This is a genomic window from Neobacillus dielmonensis, from assembly GCF_000612665.1.
In the GTDB taxonomy this organism is placed as follows: Bacteria; Bacillota; Bacilli; order Bacillales; family Cytobacillaceae; genus Neobacillus; species Neobacillus dielmonensis.
The window spans coordinates 82,976-101,184 of sequence record NZ_HG942029.1 but is presented as its reverse complement, the minus strand read 5'-3'; the positions used below and the strand labels follow the sequence as shown (position 1 = coordinate 101,184).

At 43.4% G+C, this 18,209-nt stretch carries 13 protein-coding genes and 2 riboswitches; of the genes, 6 read left to right on the top strand and 7 right to left on the bottom strand.

Features of this window, described 5'->3' with window-relative positions; all coding sequences use genetic code 11:
* Positions 1–243: 243 nt before the first annotated feature.
* The 3 genes from ptsG to BN2425_RS02715 form a co-directional block, all read right to left on the bottom strand.
* On the bottom strand, positions 244–2,286 hold the full coding sequence (gene ptsG, locus BN2425_RS02725; protein WP_042454736.1) for a glucose-specific PTS transporter subunit IIBC: 2,043 nt from the start codon (positions 2,284–2,286) through the stop codon (positions 244–246).
* A 180-nt stretch (positions 2,287–2,466) separates the two neighbouring features.
* A complete protein-coding gene (gene glcT, locus BN2425_RS02720) occupies positions 2,467–3,309 on the bottom strand; it encodes a glucose PTS transporter transcription antiterminator GlcT (RefSeq protein WP_042454734.1) in 843 nt (280 codons plus the stop codon).
* 231 nt (positions 3,310–3,540) lie between these two features.
* The gene (locus tag BN2425_RS02715) at positions 3,541–4,869 is read right to left on the bottom strand and encodes an NCS2 family permease (RefSeq protein WP_042454732.1); all 1,329 of its coding nucleotides are present in this window, start codon (positions 4,867–4,869) and stop codon (positions 3,541–3,543) included.
* A 103-nt stretch (positions 4,870–4,972) separates the two neighbouring features.
* Positions 4,973–5,074: riboswitch (purine riboswitch) on the bottom strand.
* 194 nt (positions 5,075–5,268) lie between these two features.
* Between BN2425_RS02715 and BN2425_RS02710 the strand changes: the two genes are divergently transcribed.
* Positions 5,269–6,264, top strand: coding sequence for a quinone oxidoreductase family protein (locus tag BN2425_RS02710; protein ID WP_042454729.1), 996 nt, complete (start codon positions 5,269–5,271; stop codon positions 6,262–6,264).
* A 426-nt stretch (positions 6,265–6,690) separates the two neighbouring features.
* On the opposite strand, the gene guaA is transcribed toward BN2425_RS02710, so the two are convergent.
* The 4 genes from guaA to BN2425_RS02690 all read right to left on the bottom strand — a co-directional run bounded on the left by guaA (position 6,691) and on the right by BN2425_RS02690 (position 13,054).
* Complete coding sequence (gene guaA / locus BN2425_RS02705) at positions 6,691–8,211, bottom strand: glutamine-hydrolyzing GMP synthase (RefSeq protein WP_042454757.1); 1,521 nt, start codon at positions 8,209–8,211, stop codon at positions 6,691–6,693.
* Between the two features lie 302 nt (positions 8,212–8,513).
* Positions 8,514–8,615, bottom strand: a riboswitch (purine riboswitch).
* Positions 8,616–8,696: 81 nt separating this feature from the next.
* Positions 8,697–10,898 carry a transglutaminase TgpA family protein gene (locus tag BN2425_RS02700; protein WP_042454727.1) on the bottom strand — a complete coding sequence of 734 codons (2,202 nt, stop codon included), beginning with the start codon at positions 10,896–10,898 and terminating at the stop codon, positions 8,697–8,699.
* Positions 10,895–12,112: a DUF58 domain-containing protein gene (locus BN2425_RS02695; RefSeq protein ID WP_042454725.1), complete on the bottom strand. Its 1,218-nt coding sequence runs from the start codon at positions 12,110–12,112 to the stop codon at positions 10,895–10,897. The genes BN2425_RS02700 and BN2425_RS02695 overlap by 4 nt, the downstream gene beginning before the upstream one ends.
* The gene (locus BN2425_RS02690; protein WP_042454755.1) at positions 12,113–13,054 is read right to left on the bottom strand and encodes an AAA family ATPase; all 942 of its coding nucleotides are present in this window, start codon (positions 13,052–13,054) and stop codon (positions 12,113–12,115) included.
* 348 nt (positions 13,055–13,402) lie between these two features.
* Between BN2425_RS02690 and BN2425_RS02685 the strand changes: the two genes are divergently transcribed.
* From BN2425_RS02685 to BN2425_RS02665, 5 genes are all read left to right on the top strand, one after another.
* Positions 13,403–13,963, top strand: coding sequence for an RNA polymerase sigma factor (locus tag BN2425_RS02685; RefSeq protein WP_042454723.1), 561 nt, complete (start codon positions 13,403–13,405; stop codon positions 13,961–13,963).
* Positions 13,944–14,714 (top strand): hypothetical protein, encoded by a 771-nt coding sequence (locus tag BN2425_RS02680; protein WP_042454720.1) that lies wholly within the window; start codon positions 13,944–13,946, stop codon positions 14,712–14,714. Before BN2425_RS02685 ends, BN2425_RS02680 begins: the two co-directional genes overlap by 20 nt.
* The gene (locus tag BN2425_RS02675) at positions 14,711–15,583 is read left to right on the top strand and encodes an ABC transporter ATP-binding protein (protein WP_042454718.1); all 873 of its coding nucleotides are present in this window, start codon (positions 14,711–14,713) and stop codon (positions 15,581–15,583) included. The genes BN2425_RS02680 and BN2425_RS02675 overlap by 4 nt, the downstream gene beginning before the upstream one ends.
* Entirely contained in the window at positions 15,580–16,698 is a 1,119-nt protein-coding gene (locus BN2425_RS02670) for an ABC transporter permease (RefSeq protein WP_042454717.1), read from the top strand. The genes BN2425_RS02675 and BN2425_RS02670 overlap by 4 nt, the downstream gene beginning before the upstream one ends.
* Before the next feature lie 86 nt (positions 16,699–16,784).
* On the top strand, positions 16,785–18,056 hold the full coding sequence (locus BN2425_RS02665; protein ID WP_042454715.1) for an erythromycin esterase family protein: 1,272 nt from the start codon (positions 16,785–16,787) through the stop codon (positions 18,054–18,056).
* The last annotated feature ends 153 nt before the right edge of the window (positions 18,057–18,209 follow it).

Genomic DNA, 18,209 nt, shown 5'->3' with positions numbered 1-18,209 from the left:
GTTTGTTTAGTTTTCAAAGAGCAATTTTCGTGAGTGCTTTTCAAAAGCGACTCTACTAATATAGCACATCATCAATTTCAATGTCAACAACTTTTTTATCATTTTCAAGTTGTTAACTGCTCATCAACGACTGCTTATGTATAATATCACCGTCTCCAATTGAAGTCAATGTAAATATTAATAAAACAATTTTCCAAAAACTTATTTCGAAAAGCCGGCCCTTTTCAATCGGGCCGGTTTCATTTAGTTTGTAATGTTAATAATGTCTTCTTGTCCTTGATCAACAAGTCCTCGTTTTTTGATAACAACTTTTTCGCCTTCCGCTAAATTAGTGAAGACAATTGGTGTAATGGTTGATTTCGCATGGTCTTTAATGTAATCGATATTAAATTCTAATAACGGTTGACCTTTTTTAACTGTATCATTTTCAGACACTAAAACTTCAAAGCCTTGGCCCTGCAGGTTGACCGTATCAAGCCCCACGTGAATTAAAATCTCACGGCCTCTGTCAGAAAGAATACCGATTGCGTGCTTGGTATGGAACATATTGATAATTTTGCCGTCAACTGGTGAAGCTACCAAACCCTCTGATGGAACAATCGCAAAGCCATCACCCATCATTCTGTTAGCAAAGACTTGGTCTGGCACTTCAGTAATCTCTTTTATTTCTCCTTTAATTGGGGCCACAATTGTATTGCTGGCATCAGCTTGCGGTATTTTCTGACTAGCATCTTCTTCCTTCTGTTCTGGATCCTCCATGTTCCTTGGTCTTTTGCCGCTCATGATGTCTTCCATCTGTCCCTTAATAATTTCAGAACGTGGCCCAAAGATTGCCTGAATATTGTTGCCCACTTCTAACATGCCTGCTGCTCCGAGCTTTCTCAATTTACCTTTATTTACGTCGTTGATATCATGTACCGAAACCCGAAGACGCGTGATACATGCATCAAGAAAAGCGATATTCCGTTGTCCACCCATTGCATCAAGAATTTGATAAGGAAGCTCTCCGGCTTGTCCTTTCAGAGCCTCCTCTACAAATTCATCCTCTTCCTCTTCTCTACCTGGAGTCTTAATGTTGAACGTGCTAATAATGAACCGGAATATTATGTAGTAAATGACTCCAAAAACAATCCCTAAAAGAATGGCAATCCACCAGAGCTCTTTTCCAGGAAGGATGCCAAATAAGAGATAATCAATGGCACCGCCGGAGAATGTGTAACCCAAATGGACCTTGAACATGGCCATCAATACAAACGCTAAACCATCTAGAACTGCGTGAATAAAGAATAATAACGGCGATACAAATAAGAATGAGAATTCCAGTGGTTCTGTAATACCTGTTAGGAACGAAGTCAACGCAGCAGACCCCAATAACCCTGCCACCATCTTTTTCTTTTCTGGTTTTGCTGTATGATACATAGCTAAAGCAGCAGCTGGCAAACCAAACATCATAATCGGGAATTCCCCCTGCATAAAGTATCCAGCAGTAAGTTTTACATTATCTTTTAATTGAGCAAAGAAAATCGTCATGTCACCGTGAACAATATTACCTGCAGTTGTCTTATAGGAACCAAACTCATACCAGAATGGAGCATACCAAATGTGGTGCAAACCAAACGGAATAAGCAGCCTTTTAATAAAGCCAAACATGAATACGGAAAAGTAGGTCCCGCTTCCAAGCATCCAGTTAGAAGCAACATTCATGCCGTATTGAATCGGCGGCCATATCAGCAATAGCAAAAGACCCGCTAACAGCGAAAAAACAGCTGTTACAATCGGGACAAACCGTTTGCCTGCAAAGAATCCTAGGAAGGAAGGCATCTCGATATTATGGTATCGATTGTAGGAAAAAGCCGCAATCAATCCGACGATAATACCTCCGAATACACCTGTTTGCAGGGTAGGGATTCCTAACACATTTGCAAAGGATGGATCGTTAGCAACCATCTTTGCCGTGACACCAGCCCAAGTGCTCATTACCTGGTTTAATACCAAATAACCAACAATAGCCGCAAGTGCAGCCGCACCGTCTCCCGCTAAACCTAAGGCAACACCCGCTGCAAAGATCAGTGCTAAGTTGCCAAAAATGATGGAGCCTGCATTCTCCATGACACTAGCCACCAATTGGATCCAATGTGCATGAAGAAACGGTAAATAATCTAGCGTTGTCGGCTGCTGCAATGCATTGCCGATCCCCAGCAGCAAACCAGCTGCCGGCAACAGGGCAACCGGAAGCATGAGTGCTTTACCGACTTTTTGCAAGACACCAAAAGCGTTCTTAAACATGTAAATAATACCTCCCAAGATAAAGCAAGAGCCCATGAAGCGATTACAATTCCAACAACAAAAAAGCATGAATAAAAAGTCCAATGATGATAGCAATGGGTATAGTTTTTACCTACTGCTCCCCATTCATCAAAACTTATTACTCATGCCTGATCGAATCAGTAACACGTAAACATGCTGCTATTTAAATTTATTTTGCAGGCGCTGCAAATGCATCGTTAAATACACAGCTTCTGCATCAAATACTTTCATCTTTAAAGTGTGCTGCATTACTTTAATAAGCTTCCATGCGAGATTATAACATACAGGATACTCCTCTTTAAGAAGGGCAGCAATTTTTTCAGGTTCCTCCACTCTTTCACCCTTCACGACACGCCCAATGGCAAAGCGAAGATGGCGGACGAGCCTCATGTATCCTACACTGTCTCTATCAATCTCCAGCCCGAATTGTTCCTCTACCAGTTCCACTAGCTTAGTTACGAGCTGGGAGTGTTGATTAACTTCCGACAGATTTTTGTTCGTCATGGCACTATGGATATGAATCGCAATAAACCCAATCTCACCTACAGGAAGAAGGATTCCGGTCCTATCTTTTATAAGCTGAACCACCTCTGATGCGATTTCGTATTCAAATCGATAGAGCGCTTTCGTCTCAGCTAAAATGGGGTTTCTTAGTTCAATCCCCTGAGTGACACGAGATAGAGCAAACATCAAGTGATCTGTCAGGGCAACAATGATATGTTCATCTAATTGAGCGTTTGTTCTCTGCTTGATTAGCTCAAGTGCTGAAATAATGGCCTCATGATGCTGATTATTTATAAATGGAAGTAATTGAATATAGTTTGCTTGTTCTTTTTCATTTCTCAAGACAAACAGCTTTTCCCCGGCATCCGCGTTGATAAGATCGCCACGTTTGCGATTAAAGCCTATTCCTTTACCAATCAAAACGACTTCTTGATAGGATGGGTGTTCAGCTATGAGTACATTGTTATTTAATACCTTATCAATCCGCAATTCCGCCATAGTTTTTCCTCTTTTCCTTGTTCATCCATTAACATGGTAAAAGAGGCAGCTAGGAAAAGTCAACGACAATGTTCGATAAGCACCTGTAAAATTGCTGGAAACTCCTTGAAGCGGAGCCCTGAATCCTTTTCTATAAAACAAGATAGTGCAAGTTTCTTTTTTCCGAGGTTTCTATAATGAAGAATAAAAAAAGCTGCAGGTTCTATCCCCACAGCTCACGTCAAACAATTTTTATTTTAAGAATATGAAGTAAAGTACAAAGATGATAAAGAATAAGTACATAATCGGATTAATTTCTTTCGCACGACCTTTTACGATCATCGTGATTGGGTAGAAGATAAAGCCGATTGCGATACCAGTTGCAATACTATAAGAAAGCGGCATCGTAATAATCGTTAAGAACGATGGCACAGCAATTTCAAATTTGGTCCAATCAATTTTTCCTAGTGATGAAACCATCAGTACTCCGACAATAATTAAAGCTGGTGCTGTCACAGGTGCAGTAACAACAGACAATAATGGGAAGAAAAAGATCGATAAGATAAAGCATGCTGCTGTTACAAGTGCAGCAAAACCAGTTCTTGCCCCCGCGGCAACCCCTGCCGTTGATTCCACAAAAGACGTCGTTGTAGAGGTTCCAAGAATGGCCCCAACGCTTGAAGCAACCGAGTCGGAAATTAACGCTCTTCCGGCACGAGGAAGTTTGTTATCCTTCATAATCCCAGCCTGTCCCGCTACAGCAACAAGTGTCCCTGCATTATCAAAGAAATCGACAAACAAGAAGGTTAAAATAACTCCCAACATAGCAGTTGTGTAGAACGAACTGTCACCAAAGGAAGAGAAAGCTGCACCAAAGGTTGGTTCTAAACTAGGAACTTTCCCCACGATTTGGTGTGGGACATCAATTAAACCAAAAATCATTCCGACAATAACAGTGATCACCATTCCATAAAAAACAGCTCCGTTGATTTTCCTCGTCATCATAATCACTGTCACGAAAATTCCAAAAATAGCTAGTAATACATTTCCATCTGTTAGGTCACCCAACCCAACAAGGGTGGCATCATTATTGACAATGATTTTCGCATTTTGCAAGCCAACAAACGTGATAAACAAACCAATTCCGGCACTTACCGCATACTTTAATTCCTGTGGAATCGCATTTATTAATTTCTCACGAAGACCAGTTAACGTCAGTAAGAAGAAGAAAATACCCGAAATAAGAACCGCTCCAAGTGCATGCTGCCATGGAATTCCACTGCCCAATACAACCGAATAAGCGAAGAACGCATTTAAGCCCATCCCCGGTGCGAGTGCCAACGGATATTTTCCGATCAGGCCCATGATAATCGAACCGATTGCAGATGCCAGGGCTGTCGCAACAAAAACCGCGCCATAGTCCATTCTTAATGCATCTGGAAGATCCTTTATGGAAGCGAGTGACAATGTTAACGGGTTGACTACTAAAATATAAGCCATTGCTAAAAATGTAGTGAATCCGCCAATAAATTCCCGACGATAATTGGTACCGTACTTCTCAAACTCAAAGTACTTTTGCATGATTCTTTCCCCCTAATTTTCTTTTTTAAAATAAAAAAACGTTCTGGCTTTTTTCTACCAGAACGTTGACTAGGGTAATGTGCAACAAAGGCATCTCTGCCTTTTTTATCAACACTTACCTCGTAGTCAAGCCGTTTACGGTGGCTTGGTAGAAACTTTTGGGCCATATTCCCAATATTATACGACGTAATTCGACAACTTATTAAATACTCTATTATAATATCAAGGAAGGTATTATTCGTCAATATAAAACACGAACATTTTTTAAAATAAATTCATCATTGTTCGTGCAATCTGATTGTAACTGCCGAAGATTCGTATTATTCAACAATAAAGGCAGGTCTTGTCCCTTGGTTGGAGAATACATAGGGGAGAACAACATTTTAGGAGGTAATGCAGATGAAAGCTCTAGTCCATTATGGTAAGACAGGACTTGAGGGATTACGGTTAAAAGAAATACAGTCCGTTTTGCTTAAAGACAATGAAGTAAGAATAAAGGTTAAAGTCGCAGGTCTAAATCATAGGGATCTTTTTACCTTACAACAGCACGATCCAAACGGAGAACCGCTCATTATCGGTTCTGACGCTGCTGGAGTGATAACGGAAGTCGGCAGTAAGGTAACGAAATTCAAGGTGAATGATGAAGTCATGATCTATCCAGCAGTTGGCTGGGATCGAAAGTCGGATGCCCCTGATGATGATTTTAAAATTCTCGGCAATCCAATCAATGGCACCTTTGCTGAAGAAGTGATCGCAGCTGAAACGCATATTGCCCTTAAACCCAAGTCCTATTCATGGGAGGAAGCGGGAGTACTGTCATTAGCAGCATTGACGGCATATCGCGCGTTATTTTCACGCGGCGAGGTAAAAAAGGGGGACAAAGTGTTGATTCCCGGTATTGGCGGTGGTGCGGCCAGCTTCTTATTGCAATTCGCCAAAGCTGCTGGGGCGCATGTTACGGTAACCTCGCGTTCAAAGGAAAAATTGGCAGCTGCCCTTGAACTGGGTGCAGACCAGGGATTGGTAACAGATGAAGACTGGAGCACTGCCCTAAACGGTGATAAGTTCGACATAGTCATTGAATCAGTTGGGGCTGCTACCTTCCAGAAATCATTGGATAGCCTGCGAAAAGGCGGCACAATGGTTATGTTTGGATCTTCAACCGGTGATGTTGTTGATTTTAACCTCAGAGGCTTTTTCTACGGCCAATTCAACTTAAAAGGCACCACGATGGGCAGCTTTGAAGAATATCAGGAGATGCTGCAATTCGTGGAGGCACATCAGATTCATCCAATCGTGGACAAAGTGTTTGATGTTGAAGGGTTTGAAGAGGCATTCCGGTATTTGGAGAACGCGAAGCAACAAGGAAAGATTGGAATAAGATTCGCAGATTAAAGACAAAGAGGAGCTTCCCATAAGTCCCTAAAATAAAGAAGGTGGAGTCTTTTTTCTCCGTCTTCTTATATTTCTGAAATGTTGCTGTGGTAACTTTCATTACAAGAAAAGAAAAGATGATTTTTGTGATTTTTTAAAAATTTTGGCTATTTGGAGCCCTGTTGATTGGAGCGGAAGCGCGAAGACTCCTGCGGGATGCAGAGGTCTCGGGAGACCCCGCAGGCGCAAGCGCCGAGGAGGCTCCCGGAACCTCCCCGCGGAAAGCGAAGCAACCGGAGCGCAAATCAACAGGCCCAATCGAACCAGCCAAAAATTTAAAAAAGGGGACTATCCAAAGTCAGTTACCTGACTTTTTGGACAGCCCCTTTTTGCCGTATTTGGGAAGTGTCTACTACAGCTCAAAAAGATCGGGGTGCTCCGCCTTTTTTATTCCCATTCAATGGTTGCTGGCGGCTTACTGGTGATATCGTACACAACCCGGTTTACATGAGGCACTTCATTAACAATCCGCGTTGAAATGACTTCAAGGACTTCCCACGGAATGCGCGCCCAGTCGGATGTCATACCATCAATCGAAGTAACGGCACGGATGCCGATTGTATAGTCATACGTCCTAGCATCACCCATAACACCTACACTGCGGATATTCGGCAGAACGGTAAAATATTGCCAGATATCGCGCTCAAGACCCGCATTTTTGATTTCTTCACGGAGAATCCAATCGGATTCACGGACGATTTCCAGTTTATCTTCGGAAATTTCCCCAAGGACGCGAATTCCGAGACCTGGTCCAGGAAAAGGCTGACGCCAAACAATTTCATCCGGTATCCCTAGTTCAGTGCCAAGCGCACGGACCTCATCCTTGAACAGAGTGTTCAATGGTTCAATCAATTTAAACTGCATATCCTCTGGCAGTCCGCCCACATTGTGATGGGACTTAATGGTTTGCGCCGTTGCCGTACCACTTTCAATCACGTCTGTATAAAGCGTTCCCTGCGCCAAAAACTCGATACCCTCAAGCTTAGTCGCTTCATCGTCAAACACATAAATAAATTCGTTGCCGATAATTTTCCGCTTCTGCTCTGGATCGGAGACGCCATTTAATTTATTCAGGAACCGGTCTTTTGCATCCACTTTGATGACATTCATATGGAACCCTTCGGAGAATGTCTTCATGACACTGTCTGCCTCATATTTTCGCAGCAAACCATGATCAACGAAAATACAGGTCAGCTGATCCCCGATGGCTTTATGGATTAGCACCGCCACCACTGAGGAGTCTACCCCGCCGCTTAACGCACAAAGGACTTTTTTATCGCCAACCATTTCACGGATTTTAGCGATTTCCATTTCGATGAAGCTTTCCATCGACCAGCTGCCGCTGCAATCACAGACACGGAATACAAAATTCTTCAGGAGTTCATTCCCGTAAACCGAATGGCGCACTTCCGGATGGAATTGCACCGCATACAGGTTCTGCACTTTATTGCTCATTGCCGCAATCGGGCAGGATGGGCTGGTTGCATCAACTGTAAAGCCATTTGGTACCTCCACGACTAAATCGCCGTGACTCATCCATACAACCTGTTCGTTTGGTAGACCATCGAACAGAACCGATTCGCGTTCACTGTTCATTGTGGCTTTGCCATATTCACGCTGCTTCGCTGGTTCTACTTTTCCGCCATAGTGAACAGTCATTAACTGCATGCCATAGCAAATACCGAGAATCGGCAAACCTAATTCAAAAATGGCTTCATCACAGCGGAATGAATTTTCATCATACACGCTGTTAGGTCCCCCGGAAAAAATGATTCCCTTTGGATTCATCCGGCGAATTTCCTCCGCTGTAATCGTGTGCGGATGCAGCTCACTATACACACCAAACTCACGAATTCGGCGTGTAATCAGCTGATTATATTGACTTCCAAAGTCTAAAACAACAATCATATCCTGCTTTCCCGTCAAAACGGCCACCTCTTTAAAAAGTTATTTTATTCTTTTGACTGTGTTAAAGGTCACTGTTGATTTTTATAAACTAGTTGATTGGAGCGGAAGGCGCGAGGACTCCTGCGGGAGTACGGGACAGGGGAGCCTCCTCGTACCGCCCGCGGAAAGCGAAGCGCCTGGAGCAGAAATCAACTGCCAAGTATAACACAGCCTATTTTTTACTAAATACAAACAAAAAAAACTAGAAATCTCCCCCCCTGCAATCCGGAAGGCAGAATTCTAGTTTTCTTGCATAATCACTATATAAAAAACCCTGCCTTCATAGTCAGGCCATTTACGGCAGCCTGGTAGAGACTCTCGAACCCTATTATCGAGGATATATGAAGATGAGGAAAGCTAAAGCGCTCGTATAGAACTAGTCGCTTCAGCCAGCCCGTTATCCTTATCAAATTACCTCATATTTTATCAATAGGGGGTTTTTTTGGTCAAGCAATTGTCTTTTTAATTAAATTTTCCCACAATTTCCGGACATCTTCCCAGCTGCCTTCAGGCAAATTTTGCTGGTACAAATATTGTTCATAGTAATGGGTAAACTTGGTCATCTCCCTGGTGGAATAGAAGGAATCCACGTAGTGGGCATAGTTTCGCAGCGTTTGACTTTCCTTGCGCTTTATTCCAAAGCGATCAAGCTGGCTGAGCAAGCTCATATACGCTGCACCAATGGTTTCATCCTTTTTCTTAAAGCGATACCTGAACATTAATACGTAAGGGAACCATTTGCCGCGTATCCGATAAAGCATGGCGGCCAATATGATGAGTAAAATAACAACCAACGCTGCATTCATCCAGTTATTGGTTAAAAACGTTTGGACATTAGTCCATACTGTGTTCCAATCGAATGAGGATTCCTGCTGCTTGCCTTTCGTGTCTTCCTCTTGCTGCTGATTCGGCTTTTTAACCTGAGGCGCGATTGGCGTCTCGGCACTTGAAGATGATTGACCAGTGGAATAATCAATACTAATTCCATTAGAAAAACCTTTCGTCGGTTCAAATTGTACCCAGCCTTGGCCCGGCAAATAAACCTCCACCCATGAGTGGGCGTTGTTATTCGAAACCTGGTAGAGCTGCATGGAGGTTTCTCCCTGGCTGTAGGCAATAAAGTCCCCGCCTGTAAACCCTTTTACCCAGCGGGTTGGAATCCCAATCGTGCGCAGCATAACCGCCATGGACGAGGAGAAATTATCACAGTAGCCCGTTTTGGTTTCAAACAAAAATTGGTCGACGTAGTCCGTGTTCCCTTTTGGCAAAGCAACATTTTTCTGGTCATAAATATACTCAGATTTACCAAAATACTCTTCTACGGCTTTTGCTTTATCAAACCAATTTGTCTTCCCGGCGGTGATTTCTTCTGTCAGCTGTTTAATTCGCTGAGGCAATTCCTCTGGCAGCTGTGTATACCGCTCATAAAATTCTTCACCCATGTCAGACGATTGATAGACTGTTGTTTTTCTTAGATTGTCCGCCTTATATTTTGGAACCTTAAATTGAACAGAATAGCTGGTGATTTTCTTTTCTCTGGATGTAATTTTCTCCTTGGTTGTATCAATATTAAAAACTGTTCCTCCCGATGGCTCTATCTTCTCAAACTTTTCGATACCAAGAGGATATACCATAAAGTCAGTCGCAAAAAAGCTGGGATTGAAGGTAACATGGGCTGTTTCTTCGGCCGTTTCCACGGTATTCGGAATGGAGTAAACAGGAACGAGGTCAGTTTCCCAAAATGTAATCGGCGTTGACCCTGGAGGAACCCAGCCTTTTCCGGTATAGACATCCTTGGTTTCTACTTTCCAATACGTTTTCCCATACCCTTCATACTGAAATACCGGACTGTCATCTCCGATGAACGGACCGCCTAATCGTTCATCATTTGTGCCATACCCAATCCGGCTAATTCCACTATTGGGACCATCCTCACCGCCTTTATTGGCTGCTGTTTTTAAGTAAGGAACTGGGTCTGGCCATATGGGTGCCGCTTTAGGTGCAGCTATTCCGATTAGAACACTTAGGGCAATCATCGCAGTAAGCGGGATCATCCATTTTTTTAGAAAAGAGGAATTGGGACTGATCTTTTCGTCATGAATAATGCGAAAATAAGTCAAGGTCCCCATAACGGCAAATCCGGCAATAATGGTACGAATGATGGCTGCACCGGCATTATAAACAGTAAATGTATCTAAAACGGTAATATAAATCAAAGTCATAAAGAAAAACAAAAAGATCCGCTGTCGTCTTAGCAGCCAATAGTGCACTAAATACACCATCAGCCATAGGAGAATAAATAGCAATAACGTACGAAACTCATTGGATAATCTTGTCCAATCCCTTGAACCAATTAATATCAGATTGTTGACGATATCCCCCATAAACGAACCTAGCCAAGATAACTGAAAAAACGGCTCTTGATAATGAAACCGATTAATTGAAAACAAGATAAACACTATCTGAATGATAGCCTGCCAAAACCATTTGACATGAAGAAATGATAAGGCAAACGCGATCAGCAGGAAAATGATAAACGCACCGACATGACTGGTGTTTGTCAGCTGCTCAATCGGCCGCAGCCATTCCCATAGCAGCAGAAATCCAAGACCATACAACAGCAAGGCAGGAAAACTCCGTCTAATCAACGTACATTCACCTCCGAAAAGGCCGCAGGAAAGCTGCCTTCGTGAACGATAATCACGCGTACACCGCGGGACTTGGCTGTACTAATCAAAGATCGTTCTTCAGCGGCGGCGGCCTCTTTTTGCCCCTTCACCAGAAAAATCGTCATCCTTCCCTTTCTCTGGCCAAGAAAGCTGGCTTTTTCAATTAAGGTTTTGGTCAATTGACCCGTGACCAGCATAAACGAAACAGTTTGCTGGACGAACAGACCGTCTGTTTCAATTACTCTATCGAGCGAAGTGGAGCTTTTTGCTTCGATTTTGGCAAGATGATAAAACAGCTGGTGCAGCTGCTGTTCACCGCCACGGATTGGAAACGACACCCGCTCTTTGCTGACAGTCAACAAACCGGATTGGGCCCCCTTTTTCAACACTGCCCGCAGCAGGGAGGCCGTAAAGGCGACAATCTTTTCAAAGTTTTTATCCGGAACACAATCCATGACCACAAACACATCATGGGATTGCCTCTGCTCAAATTCTTTTGTCATAATTTCATTTCGTTTGGCTGTCGCTTTCCAGTTGATCCACGAATAGCGATCGCCTGGCTGATAGTCCCTGACACCAACTGCCATGGTGGTATCGCGCTGGACTCGCTCTCGGGATGCTGTCAATCCTTGATCATACTGGTTCTCCAGCGGCCGATAAATCATCTCGGTAAACGCTGGATAGACCACAATAGCATCTTTGGCCGGATAAATTTTTTCCTTTTCAAATAACCCAAGCGGATCGCCGACCTTTAGTGTCAACGAGTCAAATAAGTGCTCACCGCGCGGCAGTTCTTCAATTTGGTATTCAAATGAGATTTCTTTTTTAAACCCAGGGAAAATCAGTGCTTTAGCCCTCTTGTCGTGCTGTGCATATTTTAACGAATCCTGGATGTTATCTTCCATGACGAGATAAAATAACGGGAACGCTCTTCTTCGTTTGATCACAACTGATACCTTCAATGACTCACCGGCATTATAATCTGTTTTGGGCAGCTCCCGGATTACTTCGAAATCCTTTAAGGAATACATCGTCAAAGCGAGACAATAGATGGCGAAAGGCAGGAAACTGTAAAATAAAAACCAGCTGACAAATCCCCCTTGGAACATGGCATAGGAAAAACTAAGGAGAATCAGTGCAAATAATAAGATGAATCGCCACGCCTTTTTAATCAAATTTCTCATTGTATCCATTTATTTCACTAACCTTCGAACTGGTACAGGCACTCTGGCGACCACCCGGTTGACGACTTCTTCTGCTGAGATGCCTTCGAACTTGGCCTCCGATTTTAAAATAATCCGGTGGGATAAGACAAATGGCGCCAAATATTGGACGTCATCCGGAAGGACATAATTCCTTCCAAACACGTATGCGTATGCTTGAGCTGCCTTCATTAAGGCAATCGATCCCCTTGGACTCGCCCCGAGGTAAACACTGCCATATCCCCGCGTCCGATGGACAATATCCACGATATATCGCTTAATAGTTTCATCGACATAGACGTCTTTCACTTCTTTTTGTAGTTCCTGTAGACCTTCGAGGTCAACCACTGGCTGCAAATCTTCAATTGGCGGAACCTTTTGGGCGCGGTTTAACACTTCAATTTCTTCATCCATATCCGGGTAGCCCATTTTCATTTTTAATAAAAACCGGTCGAGTTGGGCTTCAGGCAGCGGATATGTACCCTCATATTCAATCGGGTTTTGGGTAGCCATAACAAAAAATGGCTGATTTAATTTATGGGTAACCCCGTCAATCGTAACACTGGCTTCCTCCATCCCTTCTAACAACGCGGACTGGGTCTTTGGCGAAGTCCGGTTGATTTCGTCGGCGAGAATAATATTTCCCATTAGCGGACCAGGACGGAATTGGAATTCCATCTCTTTTGGATTGTAAATGGATACCCCGGTGACATCTGAAGGAAGCAGGTCTGGAGTAAACTGGATTCTTCGGAATTTTGCATTCACGGATTTCGCCATTGCCCGTACCATCATGGTTTTCCCGACACCTGGCACGTCTTCTAATAACACGTGTCCTCCTGCGAGCAGGGCAGTCAGGCTTAATTCCGCGACATTTCTTTTACCAATCATTACTTTTTCAATATTAGCCAGTATTTTATCTATTGCGGGATTCATTTGTTCGGTTGCCAAGTTGACTCCTCCTCAATGTAAAACCAATATTAACCTACCTATCTATTCTATCATCGCAAAATAAATTCCTGTATTAAAGTCTCATATTATTCAAAAGATGGAAGAAATTCGACATGTATGGAAGGTATTTTCACAACAATTATGATCTATTATTTTTTCAGACTATTTATAGGAATATAATGGGAGTAACAGCATCGGACAATTAGGCTGATTATGATTAATCTTATTGAAAAAAACGGGCCTTAACCGGCTTTCAGCCATCGACCTATAAATTTTTTTAAAAAGATAAATCCTTTTCCATCCCATTCTCGTTTCCTATTCGGAGGTGATAGTATGACAGACTATGAGCTGATTACGGAAATTAAACAAGGCATTGTTTCCAGTCAGGAGGTCCTGGTGCGGCGCCATTATAAACTGGTGTACAGCTTTCTTTACCGGATGACGGGCGACAAAGAGCTGACCAAAGATTTGACCCAGGAAACCTTTATTAAACTGTTAAAAAACATTAGTAAATACCAGCCTTCTGCTGATTTTAAAAGCTGGCTGCTAACGCTCGCCAGTAACCATGCAAAAGATTATTTTAAAAGCCGAGCCCATAAAGACCGGTTGCATACATACGAGCTGACCAACCAAGATATCCGGAGTGAAAAAGGCGTGTCATCCATTTTTGAAAGAAATGAGCGGCGCAAGGAAATCAAACAGGCATTAGAACACCTTCCCAGCTACCAGCGCGAAGCCATTCTTTTAAAATACTTCAATGACATGAAAATTTCGGAGATTGCCGTGGTGACGAACAGCAGTGTGCCAACAGTGAAATCTCGATTAAAGCAAGGCTTAGAAAAGCTCAAAACTTATCTATACAGAGGTGAGCAGGATGAAAGAAATACAAATTGACCCAGAAATCAGTGAATTTCTCAATTCTTATACCATCGATTACCCCAATGAAGAGGAAATGGAAACATCGATTGAATACATTCTATCCCAGGTCCCACAGAAGAAAAAACGGTTCGCCAGTTTCAAAACCAGCGCCCAAACCATTATTGCCAACAGTTTGCGGGAGATGCTGATGTTCAACTGGACTTTTTGGGCATTAAACAGTGTATTCCTGTTTTTCGGCATTATGAGCTTAACCGTTTTTCAAACAGATCCCTATCTGACTCTGTTTGCTCTAGCCCCTATGCCGTTTATTGCTGGGATTTTTGAAATCCTTAAGAGCCAGCATGCAGGGCTAACTGAATTAGAAATGACGTTAAAATACAACGCGCATCAAATCGTTTCTTCCCGGCTGTTAGTTGTTGGCGTGTTTAATTTGTTCATCAATGCCGCTATAACGGCGCTCTGTTTGCAGGTAGATCCGGGGCTGATTTTTTCAAAACTGCTCCTCTCCTGGACAATTCCCTATGTACTGGTGTCCGGCATCGCCTTTTTGATCGCAATGAGCATGAAGAGCAACATGGTAAGCAGCGTCCTTTTAACAGTTTGGTTTGTGTTCTGCTATGTCATGATTCAAACACCTGTAACCCAAGAATTTCTGATGCAATTGAACGGCTTTAAGGCCGCTGCCTTTATAATGGCCGGAGTTATCATCTGGATAGTGCATATTGTAAAAATTAAAACCTTCAATATAAGGAGCCAAGGAATATGAAATTAACACTTGAAAATGTGACAAAAACATTTGGTGATAAACGTGCAGTTGACGGTGTAAGCACAGAACTAACAAACGGTGTTTATGGTTTTCTCGGGGCGAACGGTTCTGGAAAAACAACACTTATGCGGATGCTGGCTACGGTATCGACCCCCACATCCGGACGGATTACCTTAAACGGCAATGATATTTTCCAATTAGGGGACAGCTATCGTGATTTGCTGGGCTATCTCCCCCAACATATCGGTTATTATAAGCATTTTACGGTCGAGAAGTTCTTATTCTACATTGCCAGTTTAAAAGGAATGGATAAGCATGGCGCTAAGCAAAGAATCACCGAATTACTTGATCGTGTCAATCTTACTGAAAAAACAAAGGTGAAGATTGGTAAACTATCCGGCGGGATGAAGCAGCGGGTGGGTATTGCCCAAGCCTTGCTAAATGACCCGAAAATTCTTATTGTTGACGAGCCGACGGCAGGGCTCGACCCGAAGGAAAGGATCCGGTTCCGCAACCTGCTATCGGAAATCGCTCAGGACCGAATTGTCCTTTTGTCTACCCACATTGTCTCGGATATTGAATATATCGCAAAAGAAATACTCATTATGAAAAACGGCCGGTTAATTGAGAAAAACACCCCGCAAAAGCTGATGGAAGGAATTCAGCAGCAGGTGTGGAAGGTCCAAGTGAATGACCGAGAAGTGGCCTCCTATCAAAGCTCCTATAAAGTCGGCAATATGGTGCGCGGGTCTAACGGAGTAGAATTAAGAATCATTTCGGAGAGAAAACCAGCAGGAGATGCCGATCACACTCCGGTTAATCTGGAGGATTTATATCTTTATTATTTCGACAAGGAGGCGGGAGCATGATCAGGTGGGAGTTAATCAAGATTTTTAAACAAAAAAGCCTTTATTTTGCCGGCATCTTCATGTTTGGCTGGCTGACATTGGTTTCCTTGACCAACGTCTGGGATAATGACGTAACTAGAGATGTATACCGTGAGTGGCAAGGCCCGATTACTCAAGAGAAGATTGAAAGAGCAGATAAGCTGCGAGCAGAATTGGAGAACCAACATTCTGAAAATGGTTATGATGATAAGACTAGTGCCTTGGCCGGGGTCAGCAATGACATCACTCTCGCCCACACGATACAATTGCAAAACCAGCAGCTGGCTGCCGATTACACTCAATTATCCAAACAGGCCGAACAAAAAGGGGACCAGCTTGAAAAGAACAGAATGGATCTTGCGAAGGATATGTACAGCAATGTAAAAGTGGATAAAATCTCGTATTATGCCGCTCCACGGGAGGCAATCGACTTTGTCAATGTATTCGGATTGATTTTGACCGGCCTGTTCCTGATTATCGGGTTGTCAGGGATTTATTCCAACGAGCATGCAACGGGCGTTGAAAACTATATTTTGAGTACAAAGAACGGACGGCAGGTGACGATGAAAGCAAAACTGATCGCCTCATTTATTTTTACCATCATAGTTGTTGTGGTTTGGGAAGCCTACAATTTACTCATGAAAACAGCCCTTTATGGCACTGATGGCTGGGATTTGCCGATTCAATTCGCGTATAAATACCAGGCCTCTCCGTTCAGCCTTACGTTTTTCGAGTACCATCTCATCCAGCTTGGATTGCACCTGCTTGCTGCGCTTGCTTTTGCCGGAGTGATTGTGGTCATTTCTACTTTAGCCAAGTCTTCGGTCCTGTCTTTCTTCCTTTCAGGGCTGCTGTACGGGGTTCCGATTGTGGCACAAAGCATAATGAGTGTTGATATCCGCTGGGTGGATCGATTGTTAACCTTCACCTTGACCAATATTATGAAGGTTGAAGCATTGTATATGAATTTTATTACGGTGAATATATCGAATTATCCAATTTTGCTGCCATATGTAGGCGTTGTCGTATGCATGGTGACGCTTGTGATTGCGGTGTTCCTGTCGATGTCTCTAATAAAAAGAAAACAAATTGCCTAACTTGAACCGGGAATCCTTGATTCCCGGTTTTGTTTTTTAAATGAAGCAGGCCCACCTGGTTCATACTACAGTTGAGGTGAAGTTCATTGTTAAAAACTGAGGCTTTATTGGACCAGATTCGAAAATACGCTGTCCGTTTTTCACAGCCAGCCGAACTTACTCCCATAGTGGAGGCTGCCAGCAAAGCGAAGTATGTGCTGATGGGGGAAGCGAGCCATGGAACAAGCGAGTTTTATACCCTCCGCAGGGAAATGACCAAAAGGCTCATTCAAGAGCAGCATTTTTCGTTTATAGCCGTCGAAGGCGATTGGCCAGCCTGCTATGAAGTCAACCGCTATATCAAAGGTCAGTCCCCGGAATATTCAAATGCCAAAGAGGTATTGCAGTCATCCTTTAACCGTTGGCCAACCTGGATGTGGGCTAATGAGGAAATAGTGGATTTGATTGAATGGCTACGGGATTATAATCAAGGTCGGCCCGGAAAGAAGATCGGTTTTTATGGGCTCGATGTCTACAGCCTTTGGGAATCGATGGATGCCATTGTGGATTATTTAAAAAAAATCAATTCACCTGACTTGGAAAAGGCGATGACGGCGATTAGCTGTTTTGAACCGTTCCACCGCAAACCGGAAAGGTACGGGATATCGGCTGCTTTTTACGGAGAAGACTGCATGAGTGAGATTATGGATTTGCTAAAGACCATTAGGGAAAATAGAAGAATACATGAGCACGACCCAGAATCGGCACTAAACATGAACATCAACGCCCTTGTTGCTTCGAATGCGGAGTTTTATTATCATACGATGGTCACCAATGACAATGAATCCTGGAACATTCGGGATCGGCATATGGTAGAGGCGCTCGATACTATCGGAAATTTTTATGGCCCTGACGCAAAGGGGATTGTTTGGGAGCATAACACCCATATTGGCGATGCCCGGGCTACCGATATGGCAAAGGAAGGCATGGTCAATACGGGGCAATTAATTCGGGAGAAGTACGGCGTGGAGAATGTGTATGCGATTGGCATGGGGACGTATCAAGGTACGGTGATTGCCGCTGAAAATTGGGGCGTGCCGTATGAGGTGATGACGGTACCTGAAGGGGCGAATGGAAGCTGGGAACAAGCCCTTCATCGTGCAGGGGCATATGACCAATATTTGATGTTTACAAAAGAAAATAAGGATGCCTTTCGTGGGGAAATAGAACACCGGGCCATTGGAGTTGTTTACGATCCGGCCTACGAGCATTATGGCAATTATGTGCCTTCCCGTTTGTCAGAACGGTATGATGCTTTTATTCATGTCGACAGGACAAAGGCGCTGTCTCCTTTGTTGGAGGGGGAATTTGAGGAATAGGCTTTTGGATTTTAGCAGCAGCATAGCATAAATGCCCGATTTTCCTAAAATAAGCATCTATCGGTCACTTAGAGGACTGCTTAGTGACCGTTCTCTTGATTTTTTGCTCTCCGCGGGCATTTAGAGCCCCGCTTAATGACCGCTCCCTTCCTT